Origin of the sequence: Acinetobacter sp. YH01024 (genome assembly GCF_013420195.1) — a bacterium.
Taxonomy (GTDB): Bacteria; Pseudomonadota; Gammaproteobacteria; order Pseudomonadales; family Moraxellaceae; genus Acinetobacter; species Acinetobacter amyesii.
The window spans coordinates 31,124-46,538 of the sequence record NZ_VOYQ01000026.1 but is presented as its reverse complement, the minus strand read 5'-3'; the positions used below and the strand labels follow the sequence as shown (position 1 = coordinate 46,538).

9 protein-coding genes are annotated in these 15,415 nt (G+C 35.7%); 1 reads left to right on the top strand and 8 read right to left on the bottom strand.

Annotated elements, in window-relative coordinates:
- Positions 1–263: 263 nt before the first annotated feature.
- Positions 264–746: a hypothetical protein gene (locus FTT88_RS11470; protein ID WP_180022928.1), complete on the bottom strand. Its 483-nt coding sequence runs from the start codon at positions 744–746 to the stop codon at positions 264–266.
- Positions 747–1,050: 304 nt separating this feature from the next.
- Between FTT88_RS11470 and FTT88_RS11465 the strand changes: the two genes are divergently transcribed.
- Positions 1,051–1,377 carry a helix-turn-helix domain-containing protein gene (locus FTT88_RS11465; RefSeq protein WP_180022930.1) on the top strand — a complete coding sequence of 109 codons (327 nt, stop codon included), beginning with the start codon at positions 1,051–1,053 and terminating at the stop codon, positions 1,375–1,377.
- A gap of 361 nt (positions 1,378–1,738) precedes the next feature.
- Here FTT88_RS11465 and FTT88_RS11460 read toward each other — a convergent pair whose 3' ends face one another.
- The 7 genes from FTT88_RS11460 to FTT88_RS11430 all read right to left on the bottom strand — a co-directional run bounded on the left by FTT88_RS11460 (position 1,739) and on the right by FTT88_RS11430 (position 15,388).
- A complete protein-coding gene (locus FTT88_RS11460) occupies positions 1,739–3,127 on the bottom strand; it encodes a hypothetical protein (RefSeq protein WP_180027270.1) in 1,389 nt (462 codons plus the stop codon).
- Entirely contained in the window at positions 3,120–8,165 is a 5,046-nt protein-coding gene (locus FTT88_RS11455; protein ID WP_180106505.1) for an AAA domain-containing protein, read from the bottom strand. The genes FTT88_RS11460 and FTT88_RS11455 overlap by 8 nt, the downstream gene beginning before the upstream one ends.
- Before the next feature lie 921 nt (positions 8,166–9,086).
- Positions 9,087–10,424, bottom strand: coding sequence for an MFS transporter (locus tag FTT88_RS11450; protein WP_180004472.1), 1,338 nt, complete (start codon positions 10,422–10,424; stop codon positions 9,087–9,089).
- 156 nt (positions 10,425–10,580) lie between these two features.
- Entirely contained in the window at positions 10,581–11,606 is a 1,026-nt protein-coding gene (locus FTT88_RS11445; RefSeq protein WP_180004474.1) for an enoyl-CoA hydratase/isomerase family protein, read from the bottom strand.
- A 23-nt stretch (positions 11,607–11,629) separates the two neighbouring features.
- Positions 11,630–12,403, bottom strand: coding sequence for an enoyl-CoA hydratase (locus FTT88_RS11440; RefSeq protein WP_180004476.1), 774 nt, complete (start codon positions 12,401–12,403; stop codon positions 11,630–11,632).
- 81 nt (positions 12,404–12,484) lie between these two features.
- Positions 12,485–13,612, bottom strand: a complete 1,128-nt coding sequence (locus FTT88_RS11435; RefSeq protein WP_180004478.1) for an acyl-CoA dehydrogenase family protein — start codon at positions 13,610–13,612, stop codon at positions 12,485–12,487.
- A gap of 120 nt (positions 13,613–13,732) precedes the next feature.
- A complete protein-coding gene (locus FTT88_RS11430) occupies positions 13,733–15,388 on the bottom strand; it encodes an AMP-binding protein (protein ID WP_180004479.1) in 1,656 nt (551 codons plus the stop codon).
- Positions 15,389–15,415 lie beyond the last annotated feature (27 nt).

Genomic DNA, 15,415 nt, shown 5'->3' with positions numbered 1-15,415 from the left:
TTCTTGACTCAAGCATTAATGCAGTACGATCTTCAAAGTTAAGATGATGGTATGACAATTTTATATACTCCATAAACCCTTTAAATTAATTAGGTGGTTTATGTCGCACTTCAAGTTTTACTCTGCCCTGCTTCAACCGACAGAATTCATTCTCAACTAAATGTCTGATTTTATATAAATACCAATCCATGTATGATCAATAGATGACATTAACTTTATAATTAAAGCCTTTAAATGTCATCCAAAAATAAATATTAAAATTATTAATAAATACAAGATTCAATATTTTTAATAATATTAGCTATATTGTTTTTCTTTTTTATAATATTTTTTAAGTCAAAACTAATGTTATTGATATATTTTTCTAAGCAGAAATCTAACTCAGGAATTTCTTTAATTAGTTCGTTAGTTAATTTAATTTCATAGTTTTTATCTAATTCTTGTTGTCTAATTTCAATTAATTTTTTGTTTAATATTTCAGTTGCTTTAAATTTGCAATGATCAAATCTAAAATTTTCCAATTTTGAAGTTTCTGAATAATATTTTTTTCCATTCGAGCTAATAACTTCTGTGAGGTAATCCTGTCTTACAAGCTCTCTTAGAAGAGCATAAGTCTGCTGTTTTATTTCATCTGAAATGGTATCAAATTGAATCCAGATCTCTTTTGGAGTAAACATGACTAGAATAGTTTGTCGCTCAATAACGTGTAAGAACTGTTCTTTAACTGCATTTTTAATTTCTTTCATATGCCTTATCTTGGAAAGATGATAGCTAATTTTCAATTTATAGATTCTAAATTCTAAGTTGTAGCTTACTGAAACCGAGGTATCTTTACAGATTGTATGCCCTTTATCATTAGCTTTAAGTTCATTAAACGCACTCCGAAAAATTATCAATTTTAAAAATTTAAAGGAAAATAATCTATCACTTTTCAGTCGCATGATTCGATAAAAGTAAAATTTCCTGAGATGTATGAATACTAAGGAATCCTTAGTAATAAATCAATTTAAAACTAAGAAAATCTTAGTTTTATGGTTTATATCTGAACTAATGTCACAACATAATTCAAATGTTTTCTCTATACGTTTAAGAATTGCTCGAAAAACAAAGAACTTGTCCCAAGAACGTTTAGGGATATTGGCCGGTATTGATGAATCATCCGCAAGTGCTCGGATGAATCAATATGAGACTGGAAAACATGTTCCTGACTTTCTTATGGCGACAAAAATTGCAGATGTTTTAGAGGTTCCTGTCGCTTATTTTTATACTAATGATGATTTAATGGCCGAAATTATTTTAAAAATTCATTTGATGACATATTTACAGAAATTGGAAGTTTTAAAATTTATTGATAATTCAGAAGAACTTACCGATTGATGTCAATTGATTAGCGCTTATGACGTTTATAAAAGAATTAATTAAGCTTCTTTATCACACGTACTGTATGCTAATTTTAGATCGTAAATACTTTTCGTAAAAAGTATAGATCAACTCCTTGAATAACCACATAAATGTGCTCTAATCAACAATAACGTCAACTATAAGTATTTACTTCTAATCCTTTAACTAGATTATATCAAAGCAGATTCCATCACTTATTAGACATATACTTGGTATTTTATTGTTAATATAGAACATACGGAAGTTACCTTATTTATTAAAATTTAACACTTCTTTAAATAGATAACTTCCTTTTTCTAAGATCAATCTGTGTTCATATATAAGCTAATAGTAATGATTAATTAGATTTTTTGAACATTGAACCGAAGCTAATTCCATTTTCATCTCTTGGACGTTGCCAAGCCTCGAATAAGCTCACCATACTCTTAGCCAAGCTCTTGTCATCACTAATAGAACCTATTGGGAATGAGGTTAAATAATCTGCTTCCGAATCCAATACATGCAGAATTATCACCACAAATTCATTTTCAACTGCAATGATTTCACAATTACCGTCAAGTAACCCTTCTTTAATACCGTAAAAATATTTTTGATGTTCTTTTGCAATGATCTTTCGATAATTTTGTAAGGAAACACGATCTCGCTCATCTGACATCGGTAAAAAACACTTTAGCTGTATTTCATCGTTTTGTTTATTTTTGAGTTGTCCCAAAGCATTGACAAATGTATTAAATCTAAGAGATTTACCCCAAAATGCATCATCTGGAGCTAACCAATAAATATTCTGTACAGGATGATTTTTCGCAAGAATATCTTTGATTTTATTCAATATCAGTTTTGAATTACCTTGGCTATAACAAGGTCCAATAAACAGGTGATTTCCATTATTTGCTTCATTTCCCATAGGATTTAAGCTATCAAATAATGCAACTGATGCTAAAAAACGACTATCTTTAAAATATTGATGCAAATTTAACTGTTCGAAGCCTTCAAGGTTCTTCACGATATCTCGAATATTATTTCCTTTCTTACTCTGACCCAATACCTGATAAGTCTTATCTTTAAGCTCATCGCTCATAATAGAATCCAAGACTTTTATAGGTTGTGGATCGGCTTGAGCATCTATATTAAGGTCTAGCGACTTACGTACAGTGCATTCCCTAACCTTCTTTACAGTTCCCATTTTGTAGATGGCCGGTCTACCATCCATTTTTTTTAGGGTGATAATGTCATCTTCAATGAGTTGATAAAATTGCTTCTGAAATCTATCTCGAACAATACTTTCACTATTTGCTGCATGTTCGCTTGAAGCGATTAGTTTTAAGCCGTACATATTAGTATCAGGATTCTGAGCTATGTAATTAAAATTAGTAAGCTCATAAACTAGACCATGTGTATGTTCCAAGATCGAAGCAACCTTAGGTATAGAATCCACAGTTGTAAAGTATTTCATTGATTTGTTTGTCAAATGAAATAACCCATCTTGTTTAAGCTCAATCTCGTTATTTGTAATCAGTTGATCTAAAACTATCCGTGACTCTCTTTGATTCATACCCAAAAAGTTTGCAATGTTTTTGACCGACATTGGGCTGATACGCAGTAAACGCATAATCATTGAATCAATAAATTTTGGCATTTGGCTTGATGTATAACTGAATTTTATTTCAAACTTCTGTGCCGGAATCAAAATATCAACATCATGATATGGGATGCTGTAATTACTCATGACTGATACCTCGACTTGTCTTTGTTTTGATATTTGCGTTTAATTTGAATTCATTTTTTCTATCAGCAATATATTGGTAACGTGTCCTATCGCTTGAATACTCCTTAATATAGTTAAGCACTTCACCAAGCGGTGATTCTTGATGTTTTGGCATACTCCATAAACGTGAAGCACCAAAAATAACTAAACGATCCATTGCCCTAGATAATGCAACATTAATTCGGTTTGGCATGTTCATGAATCCAATTTTGTTATCTGGGCTATTTCGGGTTACAGACAGAATGATGATTCTATTCTCTTTCCCCTGATAACTATCGACAGTATCAATTTTTACTAATGATCTAAAATCTTCATTCCAAGCTTTCGAATTGAACTGCTTGCGTAAATAACGCTTTTGTTCACCATACATACATATAATGCCAATCGGAGGCTCATTAGGCTTAGATCGTTCTTTTAACTCTTTTAGTAACTCCTCATCTGCATGAATTTTTTCTAACAAACCAATAATCTTACGAGCCTCATGCTTGTTAAAGAAGGTTGTTCCAACACCATCACTAAATTTTTCAGACGTATCGACCCATGTGACAGTAGAACGTAATTCTTGAACCGAACAATGCTGGTATATATTTGGTACGATTCGAACCATTTTCTCTTGGTAAGGCTTACCTAGAGGCTCAATAACGCCTGTTACTAATTCCTCATCATAGAAACACGCAGAAACCATTTCTCCAATTGCTGGAGCCATACGATATTGAACTAATAACTTACCCTGTACAGCCTTACCATACGGCGAATTAAATAATCGTTCAAAATCACTTTTTAAGTTCGCTTCAATACGGTTTTTTGTAAATCCTAACTTTCGACCAAGGGCTTTAGCATGTTCAGGTGAATATAATGGAGGTAATTGTTTATGATCTCCAACTAATAAAATGCGTTTAGCAGATTGCATCGCAATAGCCAATTCTGAAGAAATTGACCTCGCTGACTCATCAATAATGACCCAATCGAATGATTGGTTCGCAATGTCAATAGAGTGATGTCCTATACCTACACAGGTACCGCAGATAAATTGTCTAGTTTTAGAAAGGTATGTTTCGTAATTAGCATTTGGACTATCAATCAGTTGATCATAGTCGAAAGCAATTTGCACCAAGGCTTTAGCGTTATTTGCAGCCTTACCCTGAACCTCAAAAGTCTCGTCCAGCATCTCCCATATTTGAGTTTCTCGATCTAGTATCTGACGACTATTCCATCCTAATAATGAAGTATGCAATTCCTTTGAATAATCCTTAAGTCTTTCGATAAGCTTCGTTGACAGGTTATTCCATTCAGCCTTGGAGATTAATTGATTATCTTCTGATTCTGTTGATATCCACATTCTAGATAAGTGACCAAACAAATGTACTTTTAAAAACAAAGCACATGCCAAATAATCTCTGTCAACGCCTATCGACTGACTCAAAGAAAGAACTCGATCTTCCATTTCCGTTAAGAATAGATTGCGATGTGTGGATATGATCGAATCCGAAAATACATCTTTTAGATTATTCGATACTGCATTCTCTCTGTTACTGAAACGTACAATCTCTAAAGGCGTATTTAGGCGGTGCGAGTGTTTTCTTATTCGTTCAGCAGCAGTATTAACAGCTTCATGTGATTGACTGACCATCAATACATTATTGACGTTTTGTTTTTCAAAAAGAAAGTGAACAAATGCTGCAATAAATTCAGTTTTACCTGTTCCTGGAGGACCTTGTAGAATTGAAACAGGCCCGTAGTTTATTAATTTTCGAAAAGCCTCGCGTTGAAGACTGTTCAGACTGACAACAACCTCACCTTGCTCATTATGTTGATCAAATCTCTCGAAGTCCTTATCAGTGACTGTAATATCATAGTGAGTCGGTCTAATATCTGAATTAGGCTCGAAATATTCTACCAAGTTTGGAATATCTGATTGTCTTCTTAGAATTTGCTCTAAAGCATTTTTTCTTTTCAAGAATGAAGATTTATCAGCTTTTGTTCTTAAATATAGAACTTCACCAACCTTAATTTTATCGGCGTGTTTAACACCTTTAACTCTTAATTCGCCTGCAAGTGAGTTCTGAATATCAATATCACCTACTCGAAATTCTCTATCTTCTCCATTAAAATCAATAGTCTTGTAAATTAGGCTTATAAGTGAATCTTTAGGAAACTTATCTAATACATCATTATCATCTTCATATCTTGCAATGTAAATTTTACTATCAACCAAATGTAATGGTTGTGACAAGACGATATATGGTAATGCCTCAGTCTCAGTCTCTAAAATTGCCTTCCATAGCTTCTTAGTATCAATATTTAGAGCAGCTAGTTTCTGAATATCATCGCTTAAGTTGTCATCTCTAGATTTTGATGAATGTTCTACTGGAAGTTGATTTTCTTGTGTAAATAATTGTTGATCTGCCTTGTAGTCTTCAGATAACTCCAAATTTTTACTTACATCAACACTTTCATCTTGATCATTAGCTTGCTCTTGAAGGACATCATTAATAGCTGTTGAAAACTCATCGATTTTAAAAAGAAATTCTGATAGTTCAGCATATTCAGGTCTACCTACAGAATGTCTAATATCAAGAGCCACATTTATTTCAAGCATAGCCTGATCTATGACGTAATGTGGAACAACGTCTGACTCACGCACTCCAGTTACAAAGCGTATAGTCTTACTATTTGGATCGAGAATAAACTGTATTGACCCTCCAACACCTTGCATCTTAACAATAATATCATTTGCGTTACGTCCCTTTTCTAATGCTAGATAAATACGTTTATTGTCTGCAAAAATTTTAAGCTCTGTAAACTTATCAGGCACAGGAATTCGAAGTGTCGGAGTATCACCATGAATTTGTTCAGTTTCTATACTTTCTAATAAACGGTTTAGATCACCCAAAGGATATTCTGATTCTTTAAGTTCTATATTTACAGCATCGCTAACCCATTTGAATTCTGAACTATCACTTCCTATTTCAAATCCTAGAATTTCACATACCAATACCATAATTGCATAATTTTGGCACTGTTCACTTGTGGGATTATCAATGTAGGATGGGTAATACTTACTTTCGTGATCTAGATATTCATTAATATCAATAATGTCATTAAAAATAAAACTGTTATCATTCAAATTTAATAAGAGGCTTTTTTGGTCAATTCTTCCGATTGGCAAACCTAACTTGTGTAGATGAATGATGGCCTCAATCAAATTAGCTGCCAACAATAATTTTGATTCTTTCGTAGTTTCAATTTGATCAACAGTTATACCTTCAACAAAATTGCTAACTAGAAATAAAGATCTTGATTTTAATGAAATACCAAATCTTTCTATGCTTGGTAAATATGATAAATTTTGGGAGTTAGCTTCCTCAATACGCTCAAAAAAGTGCTGATATTTTAAAATATCGCTAGATGAAAATTCATTTACATGAACATCAGCCCATTCTTTGACACATAAATTACCTGAACGATATAAGATAATATCGTTCTTTTCATCTTCATAAATTTCATCATCTTCTGGATATAATCTATTCAGTCTTTCTGAAGTGATATATTCATTTAAACATGAAATATCGGCTATAAAATCTACGGCTTGAACAGGTCGTTTTGCATTGAACTCTCTAAACAATTGGCTAGCATCATCTATTTCAAGATTGATAGCCTTTCTCACTAAGTTTGCTAACCAATGGTCACTATTAACACATATATTATTTAGAGCTTTTGGGGTTAAACGAATATTCGACCACAAATGCCATGCGATAACCCCTAACATATAGACGTCTTTTTTAAACGCTTGTACATTAGCAATTTTTGATTCTTTCCCATCAGCAATAAATACTAAATCAGGTTGTAAATCACGAATATTATTAGCTATATTTTTTGAATCTGATGTTAAAAAATGTGAAATAGCCACATCTTTTTCAGGCGATATCCAAATACAATGCGAATTAATATCTCCATGTGATATACCTAGGTTATGCATCTCAGAAAACTTGCTGAGTAAAATCTGAATTAGATTTAACTTATCTTCTTCATTCAAATTCGGGCAAATCGTAGTAATAAAATCATTAAATCTAAGATGACTTTGACGATACTCAACCAATTCATTGTACTGTTGAGTAATTTGCTCTTCATTTGGCATGATTAATGGAACAAGTGCCGTATTGTACAAATGGCTGCTTTGTTTAAATTCAGCACTAATAACTCGCTCATGATTCAACAATGCTGCTCTCATTTTAGGAGATTGAATACTCAATTCCTTAAAATTTGAAAACATCCACTGTCTTATGATTGCTTTGTCGGAGCGTGAAATAGTTGAGGTAGCTTCGTATTCGGTATATAGCTTTTTAGGGTGACTTAGAATCTCATCATCTTGCTTATATTTTTGAACAATGATTTTTTTAGGTTGTGTAACTTTCTGCATAAAGACTTTATCAATAAGGTCAAAATCTTTATAAAGATGCTGGGCACTTGGATGTGGCTTAAATTCTTTATTAAATGAATGCTTATCGGCAAATTTTAAGAATTTATCAAGGCTAATGACATGATTTTTTTCATCATCGGGCAGATTTGAAAAATTAACCTTGCCACACATTACAACAAAGAAATACACCCTTGGAACAAAACCAGGATTTCCCTGAAATTTATCTTTGAGCCCCTTTAATTTATTGACAAGGATGAATTGTTTTTGGCGTGTCAATGAAACAGGTGATACCCCCATATCACGCTCGTCCATATACCAATTACCATTGGCAGACTTAATCGATTTACCATTCCAGTTTTTCAATTCAATAACTATGAGAACACTGTTAGTAACTAAGATTAAATCAAACTCTGCTTCTTTTTTTGAAATCTTATCAACTAATGTATAGCCGGCATAACCATACCAAGGACTATTTTTTCGCATTTCATCGTCAACACTAAATGCTTCTTGAATTTTGGAGATAGCTTCAGTTTCGTGCTGATGAAGCCCATTTGCTTGGGTTTTAATAATTAAAGACATAAAAAGTTAAATCCATAAAACATAGATATTGAAAATCAAGTCAATAAAAAAATAGATATTAAGAATTAAATCAATTAAGTGGTAAGTAGTTGAAATAAAATTAATTAATATATGAATATAAGAAATAAACATAAAAATACGTCCTGTAAAAAAACAGATTAAAAAACAAATCCATAAACCATAGACGTAAAAATAAAATCTATAATTTTCTAGACTTGCAACTTTTACTAAATTTAAAACTTGGTGATATAGTTATGGCCAGTACAATTGTGTACGAGCTCAAATTTAGGTAGGTCTTTTTAGTTATCTTTCCTTGGCTATAATTGAGCCATGAATAATTAATTGAATATAAATTATTCATTTTTTCAGAAAAAGTAAAGTATTTTTTTCAATAAATCATACTATTAAGTAAAACTTAAGAAACTAGCCATTAATCAAATTTACATTTTTTACAACTATAAATTTTTGAAAAGACAGTTTTATAACTGATGCTAAATACCATAAAACAAAGCAACACTCTTCTTAAGTGTTGCTTCTTGTGTTGTTTTTTATAACAACAATCATCAATGTTTTAAATTGCAACACAACTTTCATGAAATTATAAAATAATAAATATATATCAATATTTTAATCAGACAACACAGAAATAAGGTACTTATAATGGGCAATAGTATAATTAAGACTTTGATATTTAATATTTTTTAATTTATTGGTGCTTAAATCTTTCATCTGTGTAACAAACTTGATTTGTTGCTCTTACACATCAAACATATTTTGTGCCGCCAAGATCCTACGCAATACTGACAATATTATTTGTCCTGCCACAATCCTTAGACAAGAAAAAGCCATAACAATTGTTGTTATGGCTGTACATATGTATTTCTATATTTAAATCAGTCTACTGTTTTCCTGATTGTTGATTTAGGAAGATTTGATTTCCTCACTACTAAATACTTTAGTCTTTTGCTCTATTTGATCTGGCTTTAAAAATGAAGATGCAATAATCGCAATCACAGCAAAGCCTGAAATATAGGCAATAATTAAATTTGGGCTTCCATCACCAATACTTAGCAATTTTGTCGCGATTAATGGAGCTAAACCACCACCTAGCACGCCTGCAAATTGAACTGAGATTGAAATACCGCTATAACGTATTTCTGCTGGAAATTGGCGCGAAAATAACTGTGACTGCGGCGCATACATCAAAGGAAAAACCACACCAATACCAATCACAATGGCCGTCCAAACCAATACTGGATCTTTAGTATTTAACATCGCAAAAAATGGATAGCTGTATAAAGCCAGTACGCATAAACCAAATCTAAACATGTTTTTTTGCCCAACTTTATCAGACAAATGTCCAAAAATTGGCGTAATGACCATGATGACTGCAGCACCACAAATCGTTGCAAACAAAATGTCTTGTCTAGGAATATTCAGCTGTGTGGTAGTATAGGCTAAAGCAAATGTCGATGCCAAATAGAACCAAGCATTTTCAGCAGCTCGAGATAAAATAATCGTAATCAACTGCTTAGGATGATTTTTAAACACTTGTTTTGCTGGAACTTTAATTGTTTCAGTTTGAGCTTTAACTTTTTCAAAGTCTGGTGACTCCGGTACTTTTACACGAATATACCAACCTACAGCCAGTAAAATAATGCTGGCTAAAAATGGTAGACGCCAACCCCAGCTAAATAGCGCTTCTTCAGGTAACATTGAGACTAGACCTAAAGCTACCGAAGCGAGCAATAAACCACCACCTGTACTGGCTTGCGGTAGACTTCCCCAAAAGCCTTTTTTACCCGCTGGCGCATGTTCTACCGCCATGAGTACTGCTCCGCCCCATTCTCCACCCATGGCCATGCCTTGTATAAATCTTAAAATAATTAAACAGACCGTTGCCCAATAACCAATGGTTTCAAATGTCGGTAACAACCCAATCATCACCGTGGGAATACCCATCAACATTAATGTGACCAATAACATTGATTTACGACCAACTTTATCGCCAAAATGACCAAAAACTATTCCACCGAGTGGTCGACCAATAAAGCCTACAGCATAGGTTGCAAATGCAGCCAACACGCCAGTTAAGGGATCAAGATTTGGGAAAAAAAGTCGATTGAAAATGAGTGCTGCGGCAGCACCATAGATAAAAAAGTCATACCATTCGATGGTTGTACCCACCATACTGGAAATACCCGCTAAACGATGCGAGGACTTAGCTGGTGGAGCTGTGTTTCCCTGTACATTTTGCATTGTTATCTTCCTTATTCTGCAAGATATTTCTACGTTGCATTTTCACGATGCTTGATATGTGTTTAATTTACGCTGAGTCACTGGTTCATATCGAACATAAAATCAAATATGAATATTGACCAAGGGTTTGAACCGTTAAAAATATAAATCTACTGATTAAATAGATATTTCCTCCATTATTTTGTCTAAAGTCGGACTAGACTGTTGCCACTTTGGCTGTTTGTCTTTATCCACAATTAATGCACGCACACCTTCAACAATATCGCCATGTTGAAACCAAACGTCTTGTAAATGTCGTTCAATTTGCATGCATTGCTTTAGTGAAAGACCTCGACCTAAATGTTGGAGTTGCAAACTGATCCTTTTCGCGATTGGAGATCGTTGTTCCAAGGTATTGCGTATTTTTAACGCCCACGCTTGAGCATCATTATGCTGTTCATTTTCAAGACTATTTTCAATGGCATCAATGCTCTCATAACCAAAATGCTTACGAATTAAATCTGCATTTTGACTGAGTTCACTTTCCGCTGGTCGAGTAATATATTTCGCAATCAATTGTTCAATATATTCTTTGCTGAGATGCTTGGAATTTCTTAAATCTTCTTCTAATTGAACAAGTTGCTCACTCGGAACATGGTAGTCAATCAAATCTAGGTATAACGCATCGCTGGCACTGATTTGATCGCCCGTAGTTGCCATGTACACACCAATATCATCCAAACGTGATAAAAAATGTGTCGCAGCCACATCTGGGAAAAATCCAATGGCAGTTTCAGGCATGGCAAATCTAGACTTTTCGCTGCTGACAAGCACATGACATGCTTGGGCTAAGCCAAATCCACCTCCAAGTACATAGCCATCGAGTATGACAATAATGGGTTTTTCATACGAACGAATGGTGTTCAGCATTTCATACTCAGCTTGAAAATAAGCTTGATGATCTTCTTTACCATTCATATAACTATCATAGAGATAGCGAATATCTCCACCTGCACAAAATGCTTTGGGACTATTTGAGCGTATAAGTACGGCATGAATATTGGTTTGATCAGCCCATAGTGCTAATTGCTGCTGGATGCCTTGGATCATTTCTAAAGACAAGGCATTTAAACTTGCCACGCGATCTAAACTGATTTGGCCTAAATGTCCATGTTCTTCAATCATTAAGTTATTTGTACTCATATCCGTATGATCCTTTTTTCTTTTTAATTGTTTTTAAAATTGGCTTGGCGCTTTTCAACAAATGCTTGCATGCCTTCTTTTTGGTCTTGAGTTGCAAAAATTGAATGAAATGTTCTACGTTCAAAACGTAAACCTTCTTGCAAACTGACTTCAAATGCACGGTTAATTGACTCCTTGATCATCATGGTTGCGACTACAGATTTTTCGGCTATTTTTTCAGCAGCTTTTAAGGTCTTTTCGACTAACTCCTCATTAGGGAAGACTTGAGCAACTAAACCACTCTGCTCTGCTTCTACTGCGCCCATTTGTCTCGCAGTCAGACACATTTCCATGGCTTTGGCCTTACCAATAGCAAGCGTTAAACGCTGTGTCCCACCTATCCCTGGGATTACTCCCAAAGTCACTTCTGGTAAACCGAATTTTGCATTATCGGCACAGTAAATAAAGTCACACATGAGCGCTAACTCACAGCCTCCACCTAACGCATAACCACTGACAGCTGCGATTAGAGGTTTACGGCGCTGAGCAATTCGATCTGCCAGATGAAAAAAATCATCCAAATAAATATTTGGAAAACTCAGTTCAGCCATTTCTTTAATATCTGCACCAGCGGCAAAGGCTTTTTCTGAACCTGTAATAACCATACAGCCAATGGAAGAATCTCTGTCTAAATCATCTAAGGCCAAATTAAGGTCTTGAATTAATGTGCTATTTAATGCATTTAAGGCCTGAGGACGATTTAAAGTAATAAGTCCAACACCATTGTTCTTTTCAAGCAGAATCGTTTCAAATTGCATGTAATATCCCTATATATGTTCAATATTCATGAGTAGGCTTCATATCTGAAGCCTTTTCATTTAAATGTCTTAATGACAACGTTATAAGCTGCGGGCAATTACTAAACGTTGGATATCACTCGTACCTTCATAGATTTGGCAAATACGTGCATCACGATAAATACGCTCTATAGGGAAATCTTTGAGATAGCCATAACCACCAAAGACTTGTAATGCTGCGGAGCAAACACGCTCAGCCATTTCAGATGAAAAAAGCTTGGCCATAGACGCTTCATTTAAGCAAGGTTGTCCTGCTTCTTTTAAACGTGCCGCGTGATAGACCAATTGGCGTGCTGCCTCTATTTCTGTCGCCATACTTGCCAATCGGAACGCAACTGCCTGATGTTCAAAGATCGGCTTTCCAAAGGTAATACGCTCTTTGGCATATCGGGTTGCTTCTTCTAATGCTGCTCGTGCAAGACCAACCGCTTGAGCCGCTATACCAATACGACCGCCTTCTAGATTTGATAAGGCAATTTTCAAACCTTCACCTTCTTTTCCTAACATCAAGCTTTCATGCACACGAACATCTGTTAGTGCAATTTGACAGGTATCTGAAGCATGTAACCCAAGCTTTTCTTCAGTACGAATCACTTCATAACCGGCTGTCTCACGAGGGACAATAAAAGCACTCAGGCCTTTTTTTCCTGCACTCGGATCAGTCACAGCAAAGACAATAATGACCCCTGCATTATGTCCCGAGGTAATAAACTGCTTAGCACCATTAATCACCCATTCATTGCCATCTTTGACTGCACGGGTTTTAATGGCAGCAGCATCTGAACCCGTATGCGGCTCAGTTAATGCAAATGCACCGATCATTTTGCCTTGTGCTAAAGGCACTAAATATTTCTGCTTTTGTTCTTCTGTGCCAAATTTAGCAATAGGAACACAGCCTACTGAGTTATGTACACTCATAATGGTTGATGTTGCCCCATCGGCCGCGGCAACCTCTTCTAAAGCCATAACATAGGCAAGATTACCTGTATCTGAACCACCCCATTCATCTGATACCAACATACCCAATAAACCCAGTTCTCCCATCTGCGCTAAAGCCGCTTTGGGAAAGGTTCCGTGTTTATCCCATTCAGCCGCTTGAGGTTTAATTTGTTCCTGCGCGAAACTGCGTGCCATGTCCTGAATTAATAATTGTTCTTCGGTAAATTGCATCTTATCTTCCTGTACATCAATCAAATGCTTCCATCCAGTTTGAAAATGATTAGAACTGAATGAAAGCTTGATTTTGATCCTGATTGTTCGGCATTCATTTAGGGTTAATCGTTGCGTCTTTTAACTTGCATGCTGCGTGGATTGTTTCGCAATCTCTTGATTTCTTAATAAGAAACGCTGAATTTTTCCACTTGGAGTTTTCGGTAGTTCTTGAACAAACTCCACCAATCGTGGATAAGCATGTGCAGATAAGCGCTTTTTCACAAATTGCCCTAGCTGCTCCGCTAATTCTTCTGACGCTGTGACATGCTCAGCTAAAATTACAAAAGCTTTTACGATTTCTGTCCGATCCGGATCAGGTACACCAATGACCGCAGCTTCAATCACTGCATCATGCTCAAGTAAAGCGCTTTCAACATCGAATGGCCCGATACGATAACCTGATGTTGTAATCACATCATCATTACGACCAACGAAGCTCATACTGCCATCTGCGTGTAATTCTGCGGTATCACCCGTGAGGTAATAATGCTTTACAAAGGGTGACTTACGACTTTCTTTATAGCCACCAAACCACATCATCGGTGATTGACTAATATCGACAGCCAGTACTCCTGGCGTTCCTGCAGCTAGCTCTTGCCCTTGTTCATCAACAACTGCCACGCGATATCCCGGACTGGCATAACCTGCGACACCTGCGCGAATATCATGTTGTAAGCCATGATGATTACACACCACCATACCAACTTCAGTCTGACCATAATGGTCAAAGATCGGTGCATCTAAAACTTGTTTAAACCAGCGGAACACTTCAGGGTTAAGCGGCTCACCAGCGCTACTGACAACTCGAAATTTCCCTTTGAGTTTTGCCATTTGTTCAGGATCAGCTGCCATCATCATCCGATACGCTGTCGGTGCGCCTGCAAGGTTCGTCACTTTGTAGTCATCTACAATCTGACACAAACTATCAATGCTAAAACCACCTTCGTAAAAGAGTGTTGCATGTCCAAGTAAAAGTGGCCCAGTAATTCCGTAATACAAACCATAAGCCCAACCCGGATCGGCAATATTCCAAAACGAATCATCTTCACGTAGCCCTACCGCATTTTTCATATATTGACCAAAAGCGATCAAAGCTTTAAGCGGGACTTCTAAGGGCTTTGCAGGACCTGTAGTACCTGAAGTAAACATCAAAAGAAATGGATCATTGATGCTCTGTAGGACAATTTCACAATCTGTAGACTGTGCGTTTACTTCATCCCAAAAGTTTAAATCTCCCTGTTGAATCCCTTGACCCGCTCGATCTGCAACAGTAACGATTTGGGGACAATGTGCAACTTCATCTAATTTACTGCGATTACCAACATCGCTAATCACCAATTTGCTTTGTGCAAGGTGTAAACGATGTTCAATGGCTTTGGGGCCAAAGGCGGTAAATAGCGGTTGATATACAGCACCTATTCGCCAAGCCCCTAAAATCACCACAAGTAATTCAACTGTACGGGGTAATAAACCCGATACACGATCACCTTTTTGCACACCCTGTGACTTTAAAAAATTGGCAAATTGGCTTGACCACTGTTGCAGCTCTGCAAAGGTATATTGTTCTTTCCGTCCATCTTTGCCCTGCCAATACAGTGCAGCCTTATCTTGATCAATCGCATGACGGTCGCAGCATTCATAACATGCATTTAATTGCTCTAAAGAGCCTGATAACATTTCTTTGGCAGCATGATTTAAGTCAAATGCCTTTGCAACATCTTGATAATTCGACATCTTCTCTACCTCAGTCTCAATTTATTG

Coding starts and splice junctions, on each gene's coding strand:
- FTT88_RS11445 (WP_180004474.1), bottom strand. CDS start 11,606: ATGAGTACAAATAACTTAATGATTGAAGAACATGGACATTTAGGCCAA.
- FTT88_RS11465 (WP_180022930.1), top strand. CDS start 1,051: ATGTCACAACATAATTCAAATGTTTTCTCTATACGTTTAAGAATTGCT.
- FTT88_RS11430 (WP_180004479.1), bottom strand. CDS start 15,388: ATGTCGAATTATCAAGATGTTGCAAAGGCATTTGACTTAAATCATGCT.
- FTT88_RS11470 (WP_180022928.1), bottom strand. CDS start 746: ATGAAAGAAATTAAAAATGCAGTTAAAGAACAGTTCTTACACGTTATT.
- FTT88_RS11440 (WP_180004476.1), bottom strand. CDS start 12,403: ATGCAATTTGAAACGATTCTGCTTGAAAAGAACAATGGTGTTGGACTT.
- FTT88_RS11455 (WP_180106505.1), bottom strand. CDS start 8,165: ATGTCTTTAATTATTAAAACCCAAGCAAATGGGCTTCATCAGCACGAA.
- FTT88_RS11450 (WP_180004472.1), bottom strand. CDS start 10,424: ATGCAAAATGTACAGGGAAACACAGCTCCACCAGCTAAGTCCTCGCAT.
- FTT88_RS11435 (WP_180004478.1), bottom strand. CDS start 13,612: ATGCAATTTACCGAAGAACAATTATTAATTCAGGACATGGCACGCAGT.
- FTT88_RS11460 (WP_180027270.1), bottom strand. CDS start 3,127: ATGAGTAATTACAGCATCCCATATCATGATGTTGATATTTTGATTCCG.